The organism is Streptomyces katrae, assembly GCF_000717655.1.
In the GTDB taxonomy this organism is placed as follows: domain Bacteria; phylum Actinomycetota; class Actinomycetes; order Streptomycetales; family Streptomycetaceae; genus Streptomyces; species Streptomyces katrae_B.
This window is the reverse complement of record NZ_JNZY01000004.1, coordinates 1-22,092: the sequence shown is the minus strand read 5'-3', so window position 1 is coordinate 22,092 and position 22,092 is coordinate 1. Positions and strand designations below refer to the sequence as shown.

Below are 22,092 nucleotides of genomic sequence, written 5' to 3'. Positions count from 1 at the left end.
CCGGCTCAGGCCGGTCCGCTCCCCGTCAGCGCGACCTGCCGGCGTACGGCCGCCACCACCGGCGAATGCCGCAGCGCGTGGGAGATCCGTACGAGGTCGCGCGCGCTGCCGAGGGTGTCGAGGACGCTCTCCTCGCTGGCCCCGATGACCGCGCCCTCCGGGTCCGCCGAGCGGGCCTGGACGGCGGCCGCGACCATCGCCGCGTCGGCGACGGCGCGCGCCGTCTCCTCGTCCGTCCCGTCCGCGAGGGCCCGCGCGTACGCCTCCTCGCGGCGGCTCAGGTCGAAGTACGGGCCGAGGTGCAGGAATCCGTCGTGGATGTCCGACTCCCGCTGGATCACGCGCAGTTCGGCCGGGGCCCACCAGGACATCTGCACGCAGGGCGTGCCGCTGGGGGCGCCGATCTGCACCTCGTGCCAGAGCGCGCCGAGCCGCCGGTACGTCGTCCAGGTCTGCCAGCTGTCGGAGAGCCGCTGGCACAGCAGGGGCAGTACGAAGCCGATCGCGCTGATCAGCGCGCCGATGGAGGCGAGCGGCGGGGCGATGAAGGTGCTCAGGCCGTCGAGGTCGTGGCCGGCCCAGCGGGCGACGACCGCGGAGATCTTGGTGGCGTCGTAGCTGAGGTTGAAGATGTAGCCCGAGACGATGATCATCAGGCCGATCCGCAGCCAGCCGTGCACCTGGAGGGACCAGCGCCAGCACATGGCCACCATCACGACGGCCGCCACGAGGTGTGCCGTCAGGTAGAGGGCGATCATCTGCTGGATGTACGGGGTGTTGGCGTAGTAGGTGTCGAAGTCGCGCAGCCGCTCGACCGGGGTCTCACCGAACAGGAAGAGCACCACCAGCACCACGACGACCGCGGCGTACCCGAGCATCCAGCGGCGCGAGATGCGCCGGGTCACTTCGGCCGGGCCGCCGCGCCAGTTCACGATCAGCACCAGGCAGGCGGCGCTGAACAGGGTGATCAGGCAGTAGACGAGCGGTGCGGAGAAGTTGGCGACGCCGGTCCAGCGGTTGACCGCCTCGATGGTGGGCGGAGCGGCGAAGGTGAACACCGATCCGGCCAGGATCAACAGGGCGCAGACCGACCTCAGGAGCGGGTCGCGCCAGTTGTGCCGTAGCGCCGGCAGCTTGAAGGCGAGTGAGACCGCCAGGGCGGCTGCCGGTATGTAGTAGTCCTGGCCGTTCAACGGTCGTTCCTGTGCCCCCGGTATCCGAGCGAGGCCTCGATGCGGCCCGCCAACTGGTCACGCTGTGCGGGCGCCCGATGGCTCGCGGAACCGGCGAGCCAGGTCCGGCAGCGGCTGCCCAGCAGTAAACCGAACGTCTCCGCCTCGGTCTCCTCCGAGACGTCGGCGCGCGTGCGCGCGGCGACGCGCCGGACCGTCTCCCCGAGGTCGGCCTCGTCGCTCAGCAGCCGGGCGGCGACGGCGGCTCCGTCGACGTGGTGGCTGCAGTGGCCGGCCTTCATGTGCCACAGCTCGTGGCCCAGGATGACCAGCTGGTGGTCCGGTGCGGTGCGCTCCTCGATGACCACCAGATCGCGGTCCGCCATGTCGAGCCACAGGCCGCTGGCCGTCCCCGGCGGGAACGAGGCCATCCGGAAGTCCACCCTGCGGCCGCGGTGCCTGCTCATGCCCTCGCAGAGGGCGGCGTAGAGGTCCACGGGTTCCACGGGCGCGGTCAGCCGGAGCCCGGCCACCAGTTCGCCGCACAACCGGCGCTGCTCTCTGCCTATGCTCACCGTTCTCCCCGTCGGCGCGGATCCGGATCAGGACTCAAGGATCAGACCCAGACTCTCGACTGGGTCATCATTCATTCGGTTTGACGCTTTCGAGAAGCATGTCCAGCCACTCGGTCACCTTGTCCCGGTGCTTGTCGCTGGGCAGTTGGGCGGCGCGCCAGGCGATGCCCCGGACGCCGTGGTTCTGGAGGAGTCTTGCCAGCGGATCGCCGGTCGAAGCCGCCGGGGCGGGTACGGTTTCGCGGGCACGGCCCGCGTAGTCCTGGAGCAGCTGCTGCTCGGTGCGCTGGAGCGCGTCGGTGAGGGCGTCGGCGTCGTGCGCGGTGAGGAACCCGGCGTGGACGCCGAAGAAGCGCTGGATCGCGTCGCAGTGCTCCATGGTGGGCCTGCGGTCACCGTTGATCAGGGCGCCGGCCTGCTGCCGGGACATGCCGGCGCCGTCCGCGATCTCCTGCTGCGTGTAGCGGCGTCCGTTGGGTTTCAGCCGGGTGCGCCGGAGCAGGTCGAGGCGCTGGAGGAAACGGGTCTGCAGACAGGGCTCGCCGGCGGGACGGCCGTCCAGCAGGGTCCTCACCACGTCGGCGGGAACGCCGGAGGCCTCCGAGAGGCGGCGCAGGTCGAAGACTTTGTTGAGGTCACGGCCCATCTTGCCCGCGAGTTCGGCGACGCGCGTGACGGTGGCTGCCAGGGGCGCGTTGGCCACCGCGACGGGAGCCGGGAAGCCGTCTGTCACCAGTGGTTCTCCTAGATCGCGGCGGGGTCGGTACGGGCACATGGTCGGCTTTTGGAATCTAGCCGAGGAGCCGCCGCAGGGCCAGAACTTGCCACAGCTGTGGCGGGAATGAGCTGTCAAGAGGCTGGAATTGCCACGATAGTTGACACTCGAATGAAGTCGGTAGCAGGATCGCCACAGGTAATTGAAGATCCAGACCGTGAAGAGGGGGAGCTCTCGGTGCCACATCTCGCAGCGGTGGGCCCGTCCGATGGCCTCGCCCGAGCCGGTGAGGAGCGCCTGGCGGGCGAGGAGTCCGCACGCGGCGCAGTGCGGTCGGAGCGACGCAAGGAGATTTTGCGCCAGCGGCGCGAGGAGCTCGGCCTGAGCCAGGAAGACCTCGCCGCCCGGCTCCGTATCAGCGTCCGCGCCTACGGCAACTGGGAGCGCGGCCTGGTCAAGGAGTGGACGGACCGCAAACTGCTCGCACTGGCCGAGGCCTTGGAGATGAGCGAGCGGCAGTGCTTCTGGCTCTTCCGCGTCATGGTCGACCGCGACCCGCCGCCGACGTGGCGGGCGGCCGAGGAGAGCCGGCTGCCCCAGGACCCCGCCCAGCGCGACTACCTGTGCGACTACGCGGCCCTCATGGAAGCCGTGCCCTACCCGAGCTTCCTGGTGGACCACCGCTGGGACGTGGCACTCACCAACTCGGCGTTCGACAGGCTCTTCCAGTCGGTGCGCCCCCACCCGACCGCCCTGCCGGACGACAACTTCCTGCGCTTCGTGCTGTTCCACCCGGACGCCGCGGCCGTGCTGGAGGACCACGAACCGGCCTGGTGCGTCCCGCTGCTGGCCCAGTTCGCGAACGCGCTCGCCGCCGCTCCGGAGGACGAGGGCCTGAGCAGCATCCGCCAGGAGGTGGCCCGCGACCCGTTCATGGAGGCGGCCTACCGCTACGGGGTGCCGCACTGGCTGAGCACCCACGGGGCCGATGCCGCCGAGCGCGACGGGGCCGTGCGGACCGTGCGCCACTGGGACCCGCGCTGGGGGCACGTACGCTGCCGGCTCGTGGCCGAATCCAGCCGGATGCTCGACGGGATGGGCCTCACCCGGATCACCATGATCCTTTCGGCGCCGCAGGGCGCCGCGGCGGGCCCGGTCCCCGGCGCCGCCGCCCCGCTCCACCAGGGGCCCCGGCTGCGCGCCGTCCCGTCGCTGGAGGACTGAGCGTCCGAGCCCCCGCCGCGCCGCCCGGCAGGGGACACTGGAGCCCTCCAACATGGGCGATCACGTGTCGCGGAGCGGATGCCACGGATCGTGGCACCGATCGTGGCACGGGTGAAGGGCGGTAGGGCGTGCGGCTGACCATCCTCGGCGGGGGCGGATTCCGGGTGCCGCTCGTCTACGGTGCACTGCTCGGCGACCATGCCGAGGGCCGGGTCACCCACGTGACGCTGTACGACGAGGACCCCGCCCGGCTCGGCGCCATGGCCCGGGTGCTCGCCGACCAGGCGGCCGCCACCGGAGCGCCCGACGCCCCGGCCGTCACCGCCACCGGGGACCTCGACGAGGCCCTGCGCGGGGCCGACTTCGTCTTCTCCGCCATCCGCGTCGGCGGCCTCGAGGGGCGCGCCGCGGACGAGCGGGTCGCCCTGGCCGAGGGCGTGCTGGGCCAGGAGACGGTCGGCGCGGGCGGGATCGCGTACGGCCTGCGGACGGTGCCGGTCGCCCGGGAGATCGCCCGCAGGATCGCCCGTACCGCCCCCGAGGCCTGGGTCATCAACTTCACCAACCCGGCGGGGCTGGTCACCGAGGCCATGACCGAGGAGCTCGGCGACCGGGTGATCGGGATCTGCGACTCCCCGGTGGGGCTCGGCCGGCGCGTCGCCCGGCTGCTCGGCGCCCCCCCCGAGGACGCCTGGATCGACTACGTCGGCCTCAACCACCTGGGCTGGCTCCGCGGACTGCGCATCGGCGGCCGTGACGAGCTGCCCCGGCTGCTGGCCGACGCCGAGGCGCTGGAGTCCTTCGAGGAGGGCCGGCTGTTCGGGGCCGAGTGGCTGCGCTCGCTCGGCGCGATCCCCAACGAGTACCTGCACTATTACTACTTCAACCGTGACACCGTACGGGCGTACACGGAGGCCGAGCAGACCCGCGGCGCGTTCCTGCGCGACCAGCAGCGCGGCTTCTACGCCGAGGCGGGCCGCGCGGACCGGCCGGCCGGGGCGGCGCTGGCCGCCTGGGACCGGACCAGGGCCGAGCGGGAGGCCACGTACATGGCCGAGAACCGCGAGGCGGCGGGCACGGGCGAGCGCGACGAGAGCGATCTGGAGTCCGGCGGGTACGAGAAGGTCGCGCTCGCGCTGATGCGCGCCATCGCCCGGGACGAGCGGGCCACGCTGATCCTCAACGTCCGCAACCGCTCGACCCTGTCCGTGCTCGACGCGCAGGCCGTCATCGAGGTGCCCTGCCTGGTCGACGCGAACGGCGCCCACCCGGTGGCCGTGGACCCGCTGCCGCTGCACGCGGTGGGCCTGGTGACCTCGGTCAAGGCGGTCGAGCGGGAAGTCCTCGCGGCCGCCGCGAGCGGCTCCCGGGCCGACGCCGTCAAGGCCTTCGCGCTGCACCCCCTGGTGGACTCGGTCGGGGTGGCGCGGCAGCTCCTGGACGGCTACGCGGCGGAGCACCCGGGGCTCTCCTACCTGCGTTGATCCCGCGCCGGGGGGCCCGCCGGAGATCCCCCGTACGGCCCGGTGCGCATGCGGCGGGGTGGGGGCGCTGTGAGAGTGCGAGATGTGACCACTGCCCCCGCCGAAGCCTCCGCCGCAGCCGTGGCGCCTCCTGAGCTCGACCGGCGCCGGCGCAACGTCGTCTTCGGCACGATCATGCTGGGCGTGCTGCTCGCGGCCCTCGACCAGACGATCGTCGGCACCGCTCTGCCCACGATCGTGGCGGATCTGGGCGGCGGGGACCACATGTCGTGGGTGGTGACCTCGTACCTGCTCGCGGAGACCGTCGCGACGGTGCTCGTGGGCAAGTTCGGCGACCTCTTCGGCCGGAAACTGATCTTCCAGATCTCGGCGATCGTCTTCATCACCGGCTCGTTCCTGTGCGGCCTGGCGAGCAACATGTCCCTGCTCATCCTGTGGCGGGGCGTCCAGGGCGTCGGCGCAGGCGGCCTCATGGTCACCTCCATGGCCCTGATCGCCGACGTGGTCCCCTTGCGTGAACGCGGCAAGTACCAGGGCGCGATCGGCGCCGTCTTCGGGGTCGCGACCGTCATCGGGCCCCTGCTCGGCGGCCTGTTCACCGACCACCTGTCCTGGCGGTGGGCGTTCTACGTGAACGTCCCGATCGCGATCCTGGTCGTGATCGCGGCGGCCCGGACCATCCCCTCGGTACGGGCCGCCGGGGGGACCCGCATCGACTACCTGGGCATCGCCCTGGTCGCGGTGGGCTCCAGCGCGCTGATCCTGGCCACCAGCTGGGGCGGGAACGAGTACGCCTGGGGCTCCGCGACGATCATCGGGCTCTTCGTGCTCGGCGTGCTGGCCCTGGCCCTGTTCTGCCTGGCCGAGACGCGGGCGGTGGAACCGATGCTGCCGATGCGGCTGTTCCGGAACCCGGTCTTCACGGTCTGCTCGGTGCTCAGCTTCGTGGTCGGCTTCGCGATGCTCGGCGCGATGACGTTCCTGCCGACGTACCTGCAGTTCGTGGACGGGGATTCGGCCACGGTCTCGGGCGTACGGACCCTGCCGCTGGTGATCGGCCTGCTGATCGCGTCCGTCTTCAGCGGCAACGTCACCAGCAAGACCGGGCGGTACCGGATCTTCCCCATCGTGGGCTGCCTGGTGATGGGGATCGGGCTCTACCTGCTGTCCCGGATGGGTCCGGAGACCGGGGCCTGGCTGGAATCCCTGTACATGTTCGTGCTCGGCACCGGGATCGGCCTGTGCATGCAGGTCCTCACGATCGCCGTCCAGAACACCGTGGACTACGCAGACCTCGGCACCGCCACCTCGGGCGTCACGTTCTTCCGTACGCTCGGCAGCTCGTTCGGCACCGCCGTCTTCGGCACGATCTACGCCAATACCCTGGGCCCGGAACTGGAGGAGGCCGTCGCCGAGGCCGCCCGTGCCACCGGGGGCGATCCGGCGCAGCTGGCGGAGGCGGCCCAGAGCCCCAAGGGTGTCCAGGGGCTCGACCCGGCGGCGGCCGGGCCGATCGTCGAGGCGTACGCGCAGACGCTGCACACGGTGTTCCTGTGGACCGTGCCGGTGGCCGGGGTCGGCTTCGTCGTCGCGCTCTTCCTCAAACAGGTCCGGCTGCGCGACACCGCCCGCGCGGCGTCCACGGACATGGGCGACGGCTTCGCCTCACCGGCCACGGCCTCCGGCGACTCGGCCAAACTGCTGGAGCTGGCGGTCGGCAAACTCGTCCGGAACATGGGCCCGGAGACGGCGCGGGCGATCGTGAACGCCTCGGACACCCGGCTGGACATGGCGGGCGCCTGGGCGGTGATGCAGGTGGAGCTCATGACCCGCACCGTCGGGCACGCCAGCCTCGGGCTCGTCGCCTCGCGCCGCTCGGTGCCGCCGGAGGTCCTGCTGCCCGTCTTCGACCGGATGATCGAGGAGGGCTACCTGACCCACGAGGGCACCTTCTTCATGCTCACGGCAGCGGGGGAGCGGGAGGCGGCGACCATCTCCAAGGCGTGGGGCGACTGGCTCGGCGACCAGCTGGAGAAGGACCGCGGCCGCCCGCGGAGCGAGGAACTCCGGGCGGCGGCCGACGCGATCGCGAAGCGGCTGCTGGCCGAGGACCTGCGCGAGGGCCATTTCGCGCAGAAGGCCCCGGCGGGGGTGTGATCCGCCGCCTCTTCAGGCAGCGGGGTGAACGCGCCGGTCAGAGCCCGGTGCGGCCGCTGGTGATGCGGCTCCACAGGGAACGGGTCGCGCCGAAACCGCTCTCGTGCACCCAGACGTGCGTGCAGGACGGGCACTGCAGGTGCAGCAGGCTGCCCGTGTTGGACAGCAGGTAGCGCCAGTGGTCGGAGCACGTGCGCTGCTGCTCGCACGGGTCGCACCCGCGACTGTCGTTGCAGCTCGGACAGGTCACCCACGCGCGGCGCCCGAGGTCCGCCTGCGGGTCAAGCGGCAGCATGGCCGCCGCCGCGCGAGGGCAGTACGCCGGCCGCGACCAGGTCGTCGTACACGCGCTGCTGCTCCTCGTCGAGGCCGGAGTACAGCAGGTCGTACGCCGCCTCCTCCCCGCGCAGTACCTCGATCGGGTCCCAGTCGGAGCCGAGGGCTTCCATGACCTGGGCCCGTCGGAGCACCTCCTGCGCGGTGAGGTCGACGGTGAAGTCGACCAGCGCCGGGGTGCCCGGGCCGGTGGGGGGTGTGGGGTGGTGTGGAGCCATACGTCTGAACTTAGGTATGCCTTCTTTCCCGTGGCAAGAGGGGGTGGGAGATGTCACAGCAGGTCGCCCGCCCCTGTGGGCGGGTCGGGTCCTACGCCGCCGGGCCCTGTGGCGTCGGGTAGTCGTACGACGGGACGGGCGGCAGGGCCTGCCCCAGCTCGGGGCGCCACGCGCGCAGGACCGCCGTCGAGGGCGCGTACAGGGCATCCGGGATCCCGTCCGGGGCGAACCACTGCCAGTGCAGGATCTTGTGCGGCTCCGTGACCCTGGGGGTGCCCCGGGCGGAGGTGGTGACCGCCCCGGCGGTCAGGCGGGTCACCCCGGCCATCGGGGAGAGCTGGACGGTCAGGATCCGGACGTCCTCGGGAGCCACCCGCAGATCCGTCTCCTCGGCCAGCTCCCGGGCGGCGGCCTGCTCGAAGCTCTCCCCGGGGTCGACCTTCCCGCCGGGCAGCTCCCAGTGGCCGTCGTGCGCCTGCCCGAGCAGCACCCGGCCCTCGGCGTCGGTCACGACCAGCCCGACGCCGACGACGGCATTGGGCTGCGGGACGGCCCGTGCGGGGCGTTCGGGCCGGTCGTTCGGCGTCGTCATCACTCTGCTCCGGTTTGCTGCTGCGGTGGGGTGGTGGGTCTGGCGCGTACGTGCATCCGCTCGCCCTGCGGTCCGAAGAGGCTCAGGAACTCGGCGGGCTGCGGACCCGCGTTGAAGAAGGCGTGCGGAGTGCGGGTGTCGAATTCGGCGGCCTCCCCGGCGCCGAGCACGAGGTCGTGCTCGCCGAGCAACAGCCGCACTTGCCCCGACAGCACGTACAGCCACTCGTAACCCTCGTGGACCTGCAGCTCCGGGTCGGCCAACGGCCCCGGCAGGGGCGGCAGGATCTGCTTGAACGCGTGCACGCCGCCGAAATTGCGGGTGAGCGGCACGTACGTGCAGCCGTGCCGGACGAAGGGGCGCGCACGGATCCGCGGATCGCCCGTCTCCGGGGCGCCGACCAGCTCGTCCAGGGCGACGCGGTGCGCCTTCGCCAGTGGAAGCAGCAGCTCCAGGGTCGGCCGGCGCTGCCCGGACTCCAGCCGGGAGAGGGTGGACAGCGAGATTCCGGTGGCATCGGCGAGCTGGGCGAGGGTGCTGCCGCGCTGCAGGCGCAGGGCGCGCAGCCGTGGCCCGACGGCGTTCAGCACGTCCGCGAGTTCCTCGTCGTCCTGCTGCCGCTGGTCGTCCCGCCCGCGGTGCGGCTGTTCCTCGGTGGCCATGACTCAATTTGCCGGTTCGGCAAGAGCATTTGTCAAGCGGGCGGGTCCGGCCCCACCCTCACCGGTATGGACAAAGCAACCGACAGAGACATGCAGGCGAGCTTCTTCGACGTGGTGGTCGTGGGCGGCGGGGCCGCCGGGCTCGCAGGGGCACTGACCCTGGCCCGCGCCCGCCGGTCGGTACTCGTGCTCGACTCCGGAAGCCCCCGCAACGCCCCGGCCGCCCACTTGCACGGATACCTGGGCCGGGACGGCGCGAGCCCGGCGGAGCTGCTGGCCGTGGGGAGGTCGGAGGTCGCCGGGTACGGGGGCCGGATCCGGTCCGGGGCGGCCGGAACCGCACTCGCAGCCGACCGGCTGCCGGGGGGCGGCTTCCTGGTCCGGTGCGCCGACGGGGCGGCGGTCCGGGCCGGCCGGCTGCTGATCGCCACCGGTCTGGTGGACGAGCTGCCGGAGATCGCCGGGCTCCGGGAGCGCTGGGGGCGGGACGTGCTGCACTGTCCGTACTGCCACGGCTGGGAGGTGCGCGACGAGCCGATCGCGGTGCTGGCCACCGGCCCCGTCGCGGTGCACCAGGCGCAGATGTGGCGGAACTGGAGCGACCGGGTCACCTTGCTGTCCCCCACCTGGCCGCTCACCGACGAGGACCGGGAGCTGCTGGCCGCCCTCGGCATCGCGGTGGCGGAGGGCGAGGTGACCGGCCTCGAGATCGCGGACGGCCGGCTGGCCGGGGTGGCCCTGGCCGACGGGGGCACCGTGGCGTGCACGGCCCTCGTGGTGGGGCCGCGGTTCACCGCCCGCGCCGGGGTGGCGGCGAGCCTGGGGCTGCCCGTCGCCATCGTGGAGCGGGCCGGGGTGGCGATCGGCACCTGTCTGGAAGCGGATCCGGCGACCGGGGCCACCGCGCTGCGGGGCGTCTGGGCGGCCGGGAACGTGGCCGGTCCGATGGAGCAGCTGGCCGGCGCGGCCGCGGCCGGCGTGCGTGCGGCCGTGGCGATCAACACCGACCTGATCGAGGGGGAAAGCCGGCGGGCCCTCGAGGCCCACCGCGCGGGCCGGAGCGTGGGCGGGGCGTAGCGCATCGGACAGGTGTGCGGGTTTCGGTCAGGGCCCGTCCGTGCAAGCTCTGAGCGGTCTGATCTTCGTACCGTTCATCGGCTCATAGGCTCGGGGGCGCGCAATGGCACATGTGCTGGTCATCGGTGGAGGTGTCGGAGGGCTGGCGACCGCGCTGCTCGCGGTGCGGCGCGGACACACCGCCGAGCTGTTCGAACGGGATGCGCGTGCCCCCGGCGCCGCACTCGACCGGGACTTCTTCGGCTGGCACCGGCCCGGCGTCCCGCAGGCCACCCAGCCGCACGCCCTGCTCGGCGCGGCCCGCACCGTGCTCCGGGACGAACTGCCCGACGTCCACGCGGAGATGCTGCGGCTCGGCGCCCGCGAACGGCACGAGCTGGACTGGTTCGAGGTCCGCCCTCCCGAGCGGCCCGGCGACGAGGACCTCGTGATGCTGCAGGCCCGGCGCATCGTGCTGGAGAGCGCGCTGGCCACGGCCCTGCGCGCCGAACCGGGGGCCGTCATGCACCACGGGGAGCCGGTGACCGGGCTGACGACGACCGGGCCGACGACGACCGGGTCGACTCCGACCGGGCCCGGAGCCGCGGCGGTCCGGGTGACGGGCGTGACCACGCAGGCCGGTGCGTACGCGGGGGACCTCGTCGTGGACGCGGGCGGCCGGCGCGGCGGCGTCGAGCGGCTGCTGGCCGCGGCGGGCTGCCGCCCGGCTCTCGTGGAGCGGCACCGTACGGGGCTGGCGTACTTCTGCCGCTGGTACCGGCTGCCCGGGGGGCTCGAGGAGGGGCCGCGCCGGCCCTGGGCGGTGACCGGCGGCACCTTCGCCGGGTGCGCGGTCTTCCCGGCCGACAACCGGGTGTTCGCCGTGACCCTGTTCGTCCACACCCGGGACACCACCCGCTCGGCGCTGCGCGATCCCGCCGTCTTCGAGGCCGCCGCCCGGGCCTTCCCGCCCGGTGCGGCCTGGCTGGACCTGGGTGCCGAACCGCTGTCCGGCGTACTGGCCACGGCGAGCCTGGACAACCGGTGGAGCGCCCTCGTCGACGAGCAGGGGCCGGTGGCCACCGGACTCGTACCCGTCGGGGACGCGATCACGCACACCAACCCGACGCTGGGGCAGGGCACCTCGCTCGCGCTGTGGGCGGCGCGCAGGGTGGCCCGTACGGCGCACCAGGACCCGGGGTCGGCGCGCTTCGCCGCCGAGTACCACGCGTGGGCCGTGCGCACCCTGAAGCCGTGGTTCGACTTCCAGGTGGTGGCCGACGCGGCCATCGGCGAGCGGTTCGCGACCCGGGCGGGGCGGACGGGGACGGCCCGCGAGGTGGCAGCGCTGTTCGAGTGCGCCCTGGAGGATCCCGAGGTGATGCGGGCCCGGGCCCGGGTCCGGCACTTGGCCGAGCGGCCGGAGCGGGCGTACGCGGACCCGGAGGTCCGGGCCCGGGTGGCGCGCTGGCTGGCGGCGCGGCCGGACTACGCACCGCACGCGGTGGGCCCGGACCGGGAGGAGTGGGAGAAGCTGACGGCGGGGTCCTGAGGGCGGGTCCCGCGCCGGGTTCGGGGAGGCCTACGTGCCGGCGGCCGGGCCGAGGACCTCGGCGAGGTCGTAGCCGACGACCTCCTCGAGCTGGGCGTACGTACAGCTCTCCGGTTCGCGGTCGGGCCGCCAGCGGCGGAACTGGGCGGTGTGCCGGAAGCGGTCGCCCTCCATGTGGTCGTACGCCACCTCGCAGACGCGTTCGGGCCGCAGCGGCACCCAGGAGAGGTCCTTCGTGCCGGTCCAGCGGCTCTGCGCGCCGGGCAGCCGGGCGCTCTCGTGGGCGGCCTCCTCGGCCCAGGCGGCCCACGGGTGCCCGGTGGTGTCGTCCATCCGCAGCGGCGCGAGCTCGTCCACGAGCTCGGCGCGGCGCTTCATGGGGAAGGCGGCGCAGACCCCCACGTGCTGGAGGGCGCCGCTGGTGTCGTACAGGCCCAGGAGCAGCGATCCGACGATCGGACCGCTCTTGTGGAAACGCAGACCCGCGATGACGACGTCGGCCGTACGCTCGTGCTTGATCTTGAACATGAGACGGGCATCGGGCCGGTAGGGCAGATCGAGCGGCTTGGCGATCACCCCGTCGAGCCCGGCGCCCTCGAACCGCTCGAACCACTCCTGCGCGAGCGCGGGGTCGGTGGTCGCGGGCGCGAGATGAACGGGGGGCCGAGCGGTGGACAGGGCGTCGGCGAGGGCGGTGCGGCGGTCGGTGAGCGGGGTGTCCAGGAGCGCCTCGTCACCGAGCGCGAGCAGGTCGAAGGCGACGAAGCTGGCGGGGGTCGTCCGCGCCAGCATGTCGACACGGGACTGCGCGGGATGGATCCGCTCGGTCAGCCGGTCGAAGTCGAGCCGGCCGCCCTGAACGATGACGATCTCGCCGTCCACCACGCAGCGGGGCGGCAGGTTGTCCTTGAGTGCGGTCACCAGCTCGGGAAAGTACCGGGCCAGGGTCTTGCCGGTGCGGCTTCCGATCTCCACCTCGTCGCCGTCGCGGTGCACGATGGCCCGGAAGCCGTCCCACTTGGCCTCGTACTGCATGCCCGGCGGGATCCTGGCCACCGACTTGGCGAGCATCGGCTTCACGGGCGGCATCACGGGCAGATCCATGTCTTAGATTCTGCGGTGGTACGCCCCGGTCCGCCCGGTATGCGCACCTGGCCGGGCCCGCCTACCGTGGCGCACATGGGTGCATCCGGTAATGCGATCGAGCTGGAGGCGGGCGGTCGGACGGTGCGGCTGTCCAGCCCGGACAAGGTCTACTTCCCCGAGCGGGGCCTGACGAAGCTGGACGTGGCGCAGTACTACCTGGCCGTGGGCGACGGGATCACGCGCGCCCTGCGCAACCGGCCCACCACCCTGGAGCGCTACCCCGAGGGGGTGCAGGGCGAGTCCTTCTTCCAGAAGCGCGCCCCGAAGAACCTGCCCGACTGGATCCCCACCGCCCACATCGAATTCCCCTCCGGGCGGACGGCCGACGAGATCTGCCCGACCGAGCCCGCCGCCGTGCTGTGGGCGGCCAACCTGGGCTGCCTGACCTTCCACCCCTGGCCGGTGCGCCGCGAGGACACCGACCGGCCCGACGAGCTGCGCATCGACCTGGACCCGCAGCCGGGCACCGACTACCACCACGCGGTGATCTGCGCCCACGAGCTGCGCGACGTACTGGAGGACCTGGGCCTGCGCGGCTGGCCCAAGACCTCGGGCGGGCGCGGCCTGCACGTCTTCATCCCGATCGAGCCGCGCTGGACCTTCACCGAGGTCCGGCGCTGCGCGATCGCGATCGGCCGGGAGCTGGAGCAGCGGATGCCCGGGAAGGTGACCACGGCGTGGTGGAAGGAGGAGCGCGGCGAGCGGATCTTCGTCGACTACAACCAGACCGCCCGCGACCGCACCATCGCGTCCGCCTACTCCGTACGCCCGCGCCCGCACGCCCCGGTCTCGGCCCCGCTGCGCTGGGACGAGATCGACTCCGCCGAGCCCCGCGACTTCGACATCACCACCATGCCCGCGCGCTACGCCGAACTCGGCGACCTGCACGCGGACATGGACGACCACGCCTTTGCCCTGGACGCCGCCCTGGAACTGGCCGAACGCCACGAACACGACCACGGCCTGGGCGACATGCCGTACCCGCCGGACTACCCGAAGATGCCGGGCGAACCGACGCGCGTCCAGCCGAGCCGCGCGAAGCACGAGGACTGAGCCCGCTGTCAGTGGCGGGTGCCATGCTCGTAGTGAGGACGGAAGGAGTACGGGTCATGCTCACGACGGACTACAAAGACGGCTCCCCGAACTGGGTCGACCTCGGCACGCCCCACCTCGACGGCGCCGCCGGGTTCTACACCGGGCTGTTCGGCTGGGACTTCCGGCCGGGCGGCGAGGAAGCCGGCGGATACGCGATGTTCCACCTCGGCGGCAAGACGGTGGCGGGCGCCATGGCCGTCGCGCCGGAGGAGGTCCGGTCCGCCTGGACGCTGTACTTCCAGAGCTCCGACGCCGACGCCACTGCGGCCGCCGTGGTCGAGGCGGGCGGCACGGTCGCGGTCGAACCCCGGAACGTCATGGGCCTCGGCCGGATGGCGATCTTCGCCGACCCGGCGGGGGTCACGTTCTCGATCTGGCAGCCGGGCAGGATCGAGGGCCTCGGCGCGGTCACCGACGTCGGCACCCTGTGCTGGACCGAGCTGTACACGGCCGACGTGCAGGCGGCCGCGGCCTTCTACGGCTCGGTCTTCGGCTGGGAAATCAGCGAGATGCCCTTCGAAGGCGGCTCGTACACGGTGGTCAAGGCGGCCGGCACGCCCGACGAGGCGGCCTTCGGCGGCCTGGTCCCGATCGGCTCGGACCCGGTGGAGGACGCCGAACGCCCCTACTGGACCCCGTACTTCGAGGTGGCCGACTGCGATGTGACGGCGGCCAGGGCCGAGGAGTCGGGCGGCAAGGTCCGGCTGTCGCCGGTGTTCATGGAGGGCGTCGGCCGCTTCGCGAAGCTGGCGGACCCCTACGGTGCGCGGTTCGCGGTCATTGCCAGCGCTCCTGCGGCAGGGGCCTGAGCCCTGCGGAGGGCCCGGAGTGAGCCGGTGTTGATCAGGCGTTGATCGGACGTCCATCGGCGGCCGTGAGTATCTCCGGCATGTCGATGAACACCGCTACCGCCACCACCGCCACCACCGCCACCACCGCGCCCGCCTGGTACGACCTCGCCCTCTGCGCCCAGACGGGCCCGGGCTTCTTCTTCCCGGAGCCCGGCTCGTCCCTGCGGGACGCGAAGCGGCTGTGCGGGGCGTGCGAGGGCCGCGTGGCATGCCTGGAGTACGCCCTGGCCAACGACGAGCGCTTCGGCGTCTGGGGCGGCCTCTCGGAGTCGGAGCGCCTCGCCCTGCGCCCGCGCAGCTGACCGGGCACGAGGGCCGCACAGGCCCGACGGCCGAGCAGCACGAAACCCTGGCGGAGTACGGCTCTGCCAGGGTTTCGGTGACGGGCTGAGGGTCCGGGCCGTCAGGCCTTGCGGGCCGCGATACGGGCCGCGCGGGCGGCCAGGCGCTCGTCGAACTTGCGGGCCTCGGAGTCCAGGCCGTTCATGAACAGCCCCAGCTCCTCCTGGGCCTTCTGGCCCTCGGGGCCGAGACCGTCGATGTCCATGATCTTCAGGAAGCGGATCACGGGGCTCAGCACGTCGTCGTGGTGGATCCGCAGGTTGTAGACCCCGCCGATCGCCATCTGGGCGGCCATGCGCTCGAAGCCGGGCATGCCGTGTCCGGGCATCCGGAAGTTGACCACGACGTCGCGCACGGCCTGCATCGTCGGGTCCGGGGCGATCTCGAAGGCGGCGCCCAGCAGGTTCCGGTAGAAGATCATGTGCAGGTTCTCGTCCTGCGCGATGCGGGCCAGCATCCGGTCGCAGACCGGGTCACCGGACTGGTGGCCGGTGTTGCGGTGCGAGATGCGGGTCGCGAGCTCCTGGAAGGCCACGTACGCCACGGAGTGCAGCATCGAGTGCCGGTTGTCGGACTCGAAGCCCTCCGACATGTGCTGCATGCGGAACGCTTCCAGCTTGTCCGGGTCCACGGCGCGCGAGGCCAGCAGGTAGTCGCGCATCACGATGCCGTGGCGGCCCTCCTCGGCCGTCCAGCGGTGCACCCAGGTGCCCCAGGCGCCGTTGCGCCCGAAGAGCGTGGCGATCTCGTGGTGGTAGCTGGGGAGGTTGTCCTCGGTCAGCAGGTTCACGACCAGCGCGATCTTGCCGATGTCGGTGACCTTGGACTGCTCCGGGTCCCAGGCCTCCCCGTCCTCGAAGAAGCCCGGGAAGTTCCGGCCGTCGCTCCACGGGACGTACTCGTGGGGCATCCAGTCCTTGGTGACCTTCAGATGGCGGTTGAGTTCCTGCTCGACCACCTCTTCCAGCGCGTACAGCAGCTTGGCGTCTGTCCACGCCTCCGAGCTGCCGAGGTGGGGAGAGGTGATCGTCACGGGTGCTCCTGGGGACAAAGCGAATTACCTACGGTTCCGTAGCCTACGAACCCGTAGGTTAAGCGGAGCGTGAGGAGCCGCCAAGCCCCAGGCGTTCATATGACCGGTTACATCCGGTTATCTACGCAGTTTGTAGGCGTGCTGGAGGGGCGTCGGGGAGCGAAAGTCACGCCGACAGGTGGTCCCCGGGACCGTCCTTGACGGCGGGGACCACCACGCCCGTCACTCGTGCCAGAGCGTCTCCCGCACCTCCTCGGCCGTGGTCGGCCGCATCTCGCCGTCGAGCAGCAGCCACCGCGTGATCCCGATCGACTCCAGGAACGGCACGTCGTGGCTCGCGACCAGCAGTGCGCCCTCGTACGACTCCAGCGCGCCCGCCAGCTGCCGCACGCTCGCCAGGTCCAGGTTGTTCGTCGGCTCGTCCAGCATCAGCAGCTGCGGAGCCGGCTCCGCCAGCAGCAGCGCCGCCAGCGCCGCCCGGAACCGCTCGCCGCCCGACAGCGTGCCCGCAGGCCGGTCCGCCCGGGCGCCCCGGAACAGGAAGTGCGCGAGCCGCGCCCGGATCAGATTGTTCGAGGCCTGCGGGGCGAACCGCGCCACGTTCTCCACCACCGAACGGCTCTCGTCGAGCACGTCCAGCCGCTGCGGCAGGAACCGCGTCGGCACATGGGTCAGCGCCTCGCCGGACGCCGGCGCGAGCAGGCCCGCGATCGTGCGCAGCAGGGTCGTCTTGCCCGAACCGTTGCGGCCCACCAGCGCGATCCGCTCCGGACCGCGCAGCTCCCACTCACCCGCAGCCCTGGCCCCGTGCACCAGGTGCACATCGCTCAGGGTCAGGACCCGGCGCCCCGGCGGGACCTGTGTGGCGGGCAGCCTGATCCGGATCTCGTCGTCGTCCCGGACCGCCTCCACCGCCTGGTCCAGCCGCTCCTTCGCCTGCGCCAGCTTTTCGGTGTGCATGATGCGGTGCTTGCCCGCCGACTCCTGGGCGGCGCGCTTGCGGGCGCCCATGACGATCTTCGGCTCGCGCTTCGAGTCGTACATCTTCTGGCCGTACCGCTTGCGCCGCGCCAACTTCATGTGCGCGTCGGACAGTTCCCGCTTCTGCCGCTGTACGTCGGCCTCCGCGACCCGGACCATCCGCTCGGCCGCGTCCTGCTCGGCGGCGAGCTGCTCCTCGTACGCAGTGAAGTTCCCTCCGTACCAGCGGACTTCGCCGTCGTGCAGGTCGGCGATCTGGTCGACCCGCTCCAGCAGCTCCCGGTCGTGGCTGACCAGGAGCAGCACCCCGGACCAGGACTCGACCGCCGCGTACAGGCGGCGCCGGGCGCGCAGGTCGAGGTTGTTCGTCGGCTCGTCCAGCAGCAGGACGTCGGGCCGGGCCAGGAGCAGGGCCGCGAGGCGCAGCAACACGCATTCGCCCCCGGAGAGTTCGCCGACCGTACGGTCCAGGCCGATCCGGGCGAGCCCGAGCTGGTCGAGCGTGGCCAGGGCCCGCTCCTCGACGTCCCAGTCGTCGCCCACCGTGGCGAAGTTCGCCTCGGAGGCCTCGCCCGCCTCGATGGCGTGCAGGGCGGTGCGGATGGCGCGGATGCCGAGCGCCTCGTCCACGCGCAGGGCGGTGTCGAGGGTGACGCTCTGAGGAAGGTGCCCGATGGTTCCGGCCACGGACAACTGGCCGTCGGACGGGGTCAGTTCACCAGCGACGAGCTTCAGCAGGGTGGACTTCCCGCAGCCGTTGAGCCCGATGAGGCCGGTACGGCCAGGACCGACGGCCAGGTCGAAGCCCTCGAAGACGGGGGTGCCGTCGGGCCAGTCGAAGGACAGGGCGGAACACGTGATGAAAGCAGGGGTATGGGACATGGAGGCCTCCAGGTTGCGTGAGTGGTGCGTGCAACGCGGGGAGACAGCCGACGGCCGGGTGGGTCGGTGTCTCGGACCTCAGAAGTCCAATGTCCTGCTCCGTTTCGACGGCGGTGGGGCGTCTACGAAGCTACGGGCGGCCTGAGCCGCCCGCAAACGAATTAAGCGCGGGGGAGCGGGCGGGCAGGAGGTGGGGCCCGCCCTCAGCGCGGGTCGCGCATCAGCTCGGCCAGGCTGTGGTCCATGTCGAGGTACAGGTGCTCCAGACCCGGCGGGACGACCGTCGCGGCCCGTTCCAGGAACAGGTGCAGTTCGGCCGTCAGCATCAGCACGATCGCCACGCCCTCGGGCGCGTGGAACTCGATCGTGGTCCGGTCGATGTCGTACGGCCGCACCCGCACGTCGCCGCACCCCGTCGGGCGGTCCAGCCCCGACTCGAGGAGCTCGCGCGCGAAGGTCCACGAGACCTCGATGCCCTCGAGGGTGGCGGGGGCGGGGAAGGCCATGCGCACGGCGAAGGGATCTGCGCGGTCGTAGCAGAGCGTGACGGGTACGGTCTCGACCTTCGGGGCGGTGGCGACCAGACGGGCCTGCACGGCCTGCTCGATAACAGTGATCAAGGCTCGCTCCCTTGCGGCGGATCTGCTGCCGGGCGTGGGTGGAACCCGGCAACCGGATAGACGCCGGAATCGGCAAATCCGTGCACGCGAACTGACGTGAGCTGTGTCACCGATTGGCTGGAACGCGTCCGTTTGATTGCACAGAGTAATGGCGTGAGGTGGTGGGAGCGGATGCGCGCCAAGGGGGCTCAGCCGCTGCCGCACGCTCCGGAATGGTCGCAGAACGGCTGGTTCCCGCTCACTCCACAGGCGCAAAGCACTGCCCTGGTCTCCCTGCGGACGGTCCCGTCGGGCGTCGTCACGTGCAGATCGCCGCGCATCACGAGCTGGCCGGCGGCCGACCGTACGACGGCGGTCGGCCGGTCCGGCTCCTCGGCCGGCCCCTCGTCCGCGAACCGGTACTGCAGCGCGCCCGAGGGGCAGCGGCGGATCACCTCGGCCACCCGCTCCGGCTCGGCCCCGTCGGGCTGCACCCACGGACGCTTCCCCGAGTCGAACACCTCGGGCAGCCCGCCCACGCACTCGGCGGCGTGCAGACACCGGCCGGTGTCGTACGTGACGGTGATGCGCTTGCCGTCGTAGGCCTTGGGTTCCTTGGATGGCATGGCCCCAGCCTAGGAACGCGGCGACCCGGATGCACCCTGGACGCCGGATCCGGGGTGCATTAGCTTCCGGCGCCATGAGACTTCTGGGAGTTGGCATGGCCGCGGCGGCTCTGACAGTGGGGCTGCTGGCCGCCCCCGCGTACGCGGAGGACGCGCACGACGTGCAGGGGTACGACGCGCAGGGGTTGCGGGGCGTGGGCTGGGCGCTGAAGGAGACCGGCAAGGACTCCCGCTTCCGCGGCCTGGCGGCGGTCAGTCGCTCCACGGCCTGGGTGGCAGGCTCCAAGGGCACGGTGCTGCGCACCGTGGACGGCGGCCGCAGCTGGCGCGACGTCTCACCCCCGGGCGCGGTCGCGGAAGGCCTGGAGCTGCGCGACATCGAGGCCTTCGACGCGCGGCGTGCGGTGGCCCTCTCCATCGGGGAGGGCGAGGCGTCACGGGTGCTGCGCACCGAGGACGGCGGCGCCACCTGGACCGAGACCTTCCGCAACCCCGACCCGCGCGCCTTCTACGACTGCCTCACCTTCTTCGACTCCCGGCACGGGCTGGCCATGAGCGACCCGGTGGACGACAGGTTCCGGATCCTGTCGACGGACGACGGCGGCCGGAACTGGTCGGTCCTGCCGAGTGCGGGCATGCCGGACGCCCTGGCGGGCGAGGCGGGCTTCGCGGCGAGCGGCCAGTGCCTGGTGAGCGCGGGGTCGCGCGACGTCTGGCTGGCCACCGGCGGCGGCGCGGCCGCCCGGATCCTGCACTCGGCGGACCGCGGCCGCACCTGGCGGGTCGCCGAATCGGGCATCCCGGCGGGCGACCCGGCCAAGGGGGTCTTCGCGCTGGCCTTCCGCGACCGTACGAGGGGCCTCGCGGTCGGCGGCGACTACCGCACCGGCGAAGCCTCCCCGCAGGCCGCGGCCGTCTCGGCGGACGCGGGCCGCACCTGGCGCCCGGCCCACACCCCACCGCCGTCATACCGCTCGGGCGCGGCCTGGCTCCCGCACCTGCACGACGCGGCCCTGGCGGTGGGCCCGACCGGCACGGACGTCACGACGGACGGCGGCAGGAGCTGGCGGCCGCTCGAGGCCGGCTCGTTCGACACCGTCGACTGTGCGGGTGACGGGGGCTGCTGGGCGGCGGGGGAGAAGGGGAGGGTGGGGAGGCTGGAAGTCCGGCTGGGAGCCGGAGCGGAATGATCCTGACGGGTTATCAGGGCTGTTGGGCCTTCTGCGGGTTGTCGTGCGTCGTGTTGTGCGGGATCGCCGCCGCGGGGGTGTTCCAGGGGTTGTCGCGGTGCGTGCTCGGGGTCGGCGAGTCGATCGGGATAGGGGCGGGGGCGGGGTCCACGCGTTCGTCGTCGCGTCGCTTCGCGATGGCCTTCGGCCACCCTTGACTGCCCGGCCCGCCCCGGAATGCCAACAGACTGCCGGGACGCCCCCGAAGGATGGCCAGGGGGGTCCGGATTCCGACCAGCCCAGATCAGAGATGCCGCCCGGCAGCCCCTGTCGTCCGGAGCCAGTCCCCAGGACCACGGAGGGGAGCAGGATGGGGCCAGGGGGAGGCCACGGTCCCCTGAAGGGCCCATAGGAAGCACTTTCCGGGCCCGGGCAGGGTCAACCTGCACCAGACAGCGACCAGATGACCATGCCGGCAGGAGTGGGCCCGCGCGCCCCAGATCGCTACGCGCTCCTCATCTCTCGGCGTCCGACGGCCGTCTGGGGTGGGGACTGCAACGTTGCGAGGGCGTGGTCGGTCTGCGCCGAACGGGTCGACGATGTGGTGGGACGACGTTGCGGCCTGGGCATTTCGGGCGAGCGCCATAGGGTGGCCGTCGTTTGCAGGGGACGGAAGAACGGACGTTCATGGCGTACGAACTGCGGGATCGCACGATCTTTCGTGCCACCTCGACTCCTGGCACCACCGCCACGCACGACACCGGCCTGCTCGTGCTTCGGCTCGTCGTCGGCCTCACCATCGCCGGCCACGGCACCCAGAAGCTCTTCGGCTGGTTCAAGGGCCCGGGCCTCACCGCGACCGGCAAGGGCTTCTCGATGAGCGGCTATCCCGCCGGGGATGCCATGGCCGTCATCGCCGGCCTCTCGGAAACCCTGGGTGGCCTCGGGCTCGCCCTCGGCCTGCTCACTCCGCTCGCCGGCGCGGCTCTGACCGGTACGTTCATCAACGTCCTCGCAGTCCGGGGCTTGAGCGCCTACTTCGCCCCGAAGGGTGTGGAACTCGAGTCGGTGCTCTTCGCCGGGGTCGTCGCCCTCACCCTCACCGGGCCGGGCCGCTTCTCCGTCGACCGCTTCCTCCCCGTCCTACGCGAGTCGCGGGCCCGGTACTCCTTCCTCGGACTGCTGCTGGGAGTCGTAGTGGGTTTCACCGTCCTCCTCATCCGCGACTGACCCCAAGGCGTCAGACGGAGTCCGCTGCCGGATTCCTCAACCTCCCACTCGGGGCACGCGCCATGACAAACAGCCCACGGTCGCCTCGTCAGGGAACAGGTGGCGATCGTGGGCGGCTTAGAGCGGCCCCAGACGATCGTCGGACGCTGAGAGATGAGGAGCGCGTAGCGATCTGGGGCGCCTGCGGGCCCACTCCTACCGACATGCGCATCTGGCCGCTGTTTGGTGCAGGTTGACCCTGCCTGGGTCCGGAAAGGGTGCCTATGGGCCCTTCAGGGGACCGTAGCCTTCCCCCAGCACCATCCTGCTCCACCTCCGTGGTCCTGGGGACTGGCTCCGGATGGACAGGGGCTCCTGCTCGGCATCTCTGATCTGGGCCAATCGGAACATGAACC

Annotated in this window: 23 protein-coding genes; 10 read left to right on the top strand and 13 right to left on the bottom strand. The window is 72.1% G+C overall.

Going from position 1 to position 22,092, the window contains the following annotated elements:
* Positions 1–5: 5 nt before the first annotated feature.
* The 3 genes from IF09_RS0106515 to IF09_RS0106505 all read right to left on the bottom strand — a co-directional run bounded on the left by IF09_RS0106515 (position 6) and on the right by IF09_RS0106505 (position 2,480).
* On the bottom strand, positions 6–1,193 hold the full coding sequence (locus tag IF09_RS0106515; protein WP_030292844.1) for an MAB_1171c family putative transporter: 1,188 nt from the start codon (positions 1,191–1,193) through the stop codon (positions 6–8).
* Positions 1,190–1,747, bottom strand: coding sequence for a hypothetical protein (locus IF09_RS0106510; RefSeq protein ID WP_030292842.1), 558 nt, complete (start codon positions 1,745–1,747; stop codon positions 1,190–1,192). The genes IF09_RS0106515 and IF09_RS0106510 overlap by 4 nt, the downstream gene beginning before the upstream one ends.
* Before the next feature lie 67 nt (positions 1,748–1,814).
* Positions 1,815–2,480: a helix-turn-helix domain-containing protein gene (locus IF09_RS0106505; protein ID WP_030292841.1), complete on the bottom strand. Its 666-nt coding sequence runs from the start codon at positions 2,478–2,480 to the stop codon at positions 1,815–1,817.
* Positions 2,481–2,699: 219 nt separating this feature from the next.
* Between IF09_RS0106505 and IF09_RS0106500 the strand changes: the two genes are divergently transcribed.
* From IF09_RS0106500 to IF09_RS0106490, 3 genes are all read left to right on the top strand, one after another.
* Positions 2,700–3,686 carry a helix-turn-helix domain-containing protein gene (locus tag IF09_RS0106500; RefSeq protein WP_234320898.1) on the top strand — a complete coding sequence of 329 codons (987 nt, stop codon included), beginning with the start codon at positions 2,700–2,702 and terminating at the stop codon, positions 3,684–3,686.
* A 128-nt stretch (positions 3,687–3,814) separates the two neighbouring features.
* Positions 3,815–5,170, top strand: a complete 1,356-nt coding sequence (locus tag IF09_RS0106495) for a 6-phospho-beta-glucosidase (protein WP_030292837.1) — start codon at positions 3,815–3,817, stop codon at positions 5,168–5,170.
* An 84-nt stretch (positions 5,171–5,254) separates the two neighbouring features.
* A complete protein-coding gene (locus IF09_RS0106490; protein WP_030292836.1) occupies positions 5,255–7,327 on the top strand; it encodes an MDR family MFS transporter in 2,073 nt (690 codons plus the stop codon).
* A gap of 37 nt (positions 7,328–7,364) precedes the next feature.
* On the opposite strand, the gene IF09_RS0106485 is transcribed toward IF09_RS0106490, so the two are convergent.
* The 4 genes from IF09_RS0106485 to IF09_RS0106470 all read right to left on the bottom strand — a co-directional run bounded on the left by IF09_RS0106485 (position 7,365) and on the right by IF09_RS0106470 (position 9,135).
* The gene (locus tag IF09_RS0106485) at positions 7,365–7,622 is read right to left on the bottom strand and encodes a hypothetical protein (protein WP_030292834.1); all 258 of its coding nucleotides are present in this window, start codon (positions 7,620–7,622) and stop codon (positions 7,365–7,367) included.
* Positions 7,609–7,881: a DUF6400 family protein gene (locus IF09_RS0106480; RefSeq protein ID WP_030292833.1), complete on the bottom strand. Its 273-nt coding sequence runs from the start codon at positions 7,879–7,881 to the stop codon at positions 7,609–7,611. Before IF09_RS0106480 ends, IF09_RS0106485 begins: the two co-directional genes overlap by 14 nt.
* 91 nt (positions 7,882–7,972) lie before the next feature.
* Positions 7,973–8,473 (bottom strand): nucleotide triphosphate diphosphatase NUDT15, encoded by a 501-nt coding sequence (locus IF09_RS0106475; protein ID WP_037634176.1) that lies wholly within the window; start codon positions 8,471–8,473, stop codon positions 7,973–7,975.
* A complete protein-coding gene (locus IF09_RS0106470) occupies positions 8,473–9,135 on the bottom strand; it encodes a helix-turn-helix domain-containing protein (RefSeq protein ID WP_051832146.1) in 663 nt (220 codons plus the stop codon). The genes IF09_RS0106475 and IF09_RS0106470 overlap by 1 nt, the downstream gene beginning before the upstream one ends.
* Before the next feature lie 66 nt (positions 9,136–9,201).
* Between IF09_RS0106470 and IF09_RS0106465 the strand changes: the two genes are divergently transcribed.
* Both IF09_RS0106465 and IF09_RS0106460 read left to right on the top strand, forming a co-directional pair.
* A complete protein-coding gene (locus IF09_RS0106465; RefSeq protein ID WP_063607317.1) occupies positions 9,202–10,212 on the top strand; it encodes an NAD(P)/FAD-dependent oxidoreductase in 1,011 nt (336 codons plus the stop codon).
* A gap of 103 nt (positions 10,213–10,315) precedes the next feature.
* Positions 10,316–11,743 (top strand): NAD(P)-binding protein, encoded by a 1,428-nt coding sequence (locus IF09_RS0106460; RefSeq protein ID WP_030292825.1) that lies wholly within the window; start codon positions 10,316–10,318, stop codon positions 11,741–11,743.
* A gap of 30 nt (positions 11,744–11,773) precedes the next feature.
* Here IF09_RS0106460 and IF09_RS0106455 read toward each other — a convergent pair whose 3' ends face one another.
* On the bottom strand, positions 11,774–12,847 hold the full coding sequence (locus tag IF09_RS0106455) for an ATP-dependent DNA ligase (protein ID WP_030292823.1): 1,074 nt from the start codon (positions 12,845–12,847) through the stop codon (positions 11,774–11,776).
* A 75-nt stretch (positions 12,848–12,922) separates the two neighbouring features.
* Between IF09_RS0106455 and ligD the strand changes: the two genes are divergently transcribed.
* From ligD to IF09_RS0106440, 3 genes are all read left to right on the top strand, one after another.
* Positions 12,923–13,942 (top strand): non-homologous end-joining DNA ligase, encoded by a 1,020-nt coding sequence (gene ligD / locus IF09_RS0106450; RefSeq protein WP_030292821.1) that lies wholly within the window; start codon positions 12,923–12,925, stop codon positions 13,940–13,942.
* Positions 13,943–13,998: 56 nt separating this feature from the next.
* Entirely contained in the window at positions 13,999–14,793 is a 795-nt protein-coding gene (locus IF09_RS0106445; RefSeq protein WP_030292820.1) for a VOC family protein, read from the top strand.
* An 86-nt stretch (positions 14,794–14,879) separates the two neighbouring features.
* Positions 14,880–15,137: a WhiB family transcriptional regulator gene (locus tag IF09_RS0106440; RefSeq protein ID WP_106975002.1), complete on the top strand. Its 258-nt coding sequence runs from the start codon at positions 14,880–14,882 to the stop codon at positions 15,135–15,137.
* A gap of 101 nt (positions 15,138–15,238) precedes the next feature.
* Here IF09_RS0106440 and IF09_RS0106435 read toward each other — a convergent pair whose 3' ends face one another.
* The 4 genes from IF09_RS0106435 to IF09_RS0106420 form a co-directional block, all read right to left on the bottom strand.
* Positions 15,239–16,210 carry an acyl-ACP desaturase gene (locus tag IF09_RS0106435; RefSeq protein WP_030292815.1) on the bottom strand — a complete coding sequence of 324 codons (972 nt, stop codon included), beginning with the start codon at positions 16,208–16,210 and terminating at the stop codon, positions 15,239–15,241.
* A gap of 222 nt (positions 16,211–16,432) precedes the next feature.
* Entirely contained in the window at positions 16,433–18,073 is a 1,641-nt protein-coding gene (locus IF09_RS0106430) for an ABC-F family ATP-binding cassette domain-containing protein (RefSeq protein ID WP_030292813.1), read from the bottom strand.
* Positions 18,074–18,276: 203 nt separating this feature from the next.
* Positions 18,277–18,693: an SsgA family sporulation/cell division regulator gene (locus IF09_RS0106425; RefSeq protein WP_030292811.1), complete on the bottom strand. Its 417-nt coding sequence runs from the start codon at positions 18,691–18,693 to the stop codon at positions 18,277–18,279.
* Positions 18,694–18,881: 188 nt separating this feature from the next.
* On the bottom strand, positions 18,882–19,298 hold the full coding sequence (locus IF09_RS0106420; RefSeq protein ID WP_030292810.1) for a (4Fe-4S)-binding protein: 417 nt from the start codon (positions 19,296–19,298) through the stop codon (positions 18,882–18,884).
* Positions 19,299–19,393: 95 nt separating this feature from the next.
* Between IF09_RS0106420 and IF09_RS0106415 the strand changes: the two genes are divergently transcribed.
* Entirely contained in the window at positions 19,394–20,488 is a 1,095-nt protein-coding gene (locus IF09_RS0106415) for a WD40/YVTN/BNR-like repeat-containing protein (protein WP_030292808.1), read from the top strand.
* A gap of 13 nt (positions 20,489–20,501) precedes the next feature.
* On the opposite strand, the gene IF09_RS45485 is transcribed toward IF09_RS0106415, so the two are convergent.
* A complete protein-coding gene (locus tag IF09_RS45485) occupies positions 20,502–20,639 on the bottom strand; it encodes a hypothetical protein (protein ID WP_158709917.1) in 138 nt (45 codons plus the stop codon).
* 515 nt (positions 20,640–21,154) lie between these two features.
* Here IF09_RS45485 and IF09_RS0106405 point away from each other — a divergent pair.
* The gene (locus IF09_RS0106405) at positions 21,155–21,697 is read left to right on the top strand and encodes a DoxX family protein (RefSeq protein WP_051832144.1); all 543 of its coding nucleotides are present in this window, start codon (positions 21,155–21,157) and stop codon (positions 21,695–21,697) included.
* Positions 21,698–22,092 lie beyond the last annotated feature (395 nt).

What these genes read in the sequence shown, in the direction of transcription:
- IF09_RS0106485 (WP_030292834.1), bottom strand. Translation starts at nt 7,622, where the DNA reads ATGCTGCCGCTTGACCCGCAGGCGGACCTCGGGCGCCGCGCGTGGGTG.
- IF09_RS0106480 (WP_030292833.1), bottom strand. Translation starts at nt 7,881, where the DNA reads ATGGCTCCACACCACCCCACACCCCCCACCGGCCCGGGCACCCCGGCG.
- IF09_RS0106475 (WP_037634176.1), bottom strand. Translation starts at nt 8,473, where the DNA reads ATGACGACGCCGAACGACCGGCCCGAACGCCCCGCACGGGCCGTCCCG.
- IF09_RS0106470 (WP_051832146.1), bottom strand. Translation starts at nt 9,135, where the DNA reads ATGGCCACCGAGGAACAGCCGCACCGCGGGCGGGACGACCAGCGGCAG.
- IF09_RS0106465 (WP_063607317.1), top strand. Translation starts at nt 9,202, where the DNA reads ATGGACAAAGCAACCGACAGAGACATGCAGGCGAGCTTCTTCGACGTG.
- IF09_RS0106460 (WP_030292825.1), top strand. Translation starts at nt 10,316, where the DNA reads ATGGCACATGTGCTGGTCATCGGTGGAGGTGTCGGAGGGCTGGCGACC.
- IF09_RS0106455 (WP_030292823.1), bottom strand. Translation starts at nt 12,847, where the DNA reads ATGGATCTGCCCGTGATGCCGCCCGTGAAGCCGATGCTCGCCAAGTCG.
- ligD (WP_030292821.1), top strand. Translation starts at nt 12,923, where the DNA reads ATGGGTGCATCCGGTAATGCGATCGAGCTGGAGGCGGGCGGTCGGACG.
- IF09_RS0106445 (WP_030292820.1), top strand. Translation starts at nt 13,999, where the DNA reads ATGCTCACGACGGACTACAAAGACGGCTCCCCGAACTGGGTCGACCTC.
- IF09_RS0106440 (WP_106975002.1), top strand. Translation starts at nt 14,880, where the DNA reads ATGAACACCGCTACCGCCACCACCGCCACCACCGCCACCACCGCGCCC.
- IF09_RS0106430 (WP_030292813.1), bottom strand. Translation starts at nt 18,073, where the DNA reads ATGTCCCATACCCCTGCTTTCATCACGTGTTCCGCCCTGTCCTTCGAC.
- IF09_RS0106420 (WP_030292810.1), bottom strand. Translation starts at nt 19,298, where the DNA reads ATGCCATCCAAGGAACCCAAGGCCTACGACGGCAAGCGCATCACCGTC.
- IF09_RS0106415 (WP_030292808.1), top strand. Translation starts at nt 19,394, where the DNA reads ATGGCCGCGGCGGCTCTGACAGTGGGGCTGCTGGCCGCCCCCGCGTAC.
- IF09_RS0106405 (WP_051832144.1), top strand. Translation starts at nt 21,155, where the DNA reads ATGGCGTACGAACTGCGGGATCGCACGATCTTTCGTGCCACCTCGACT.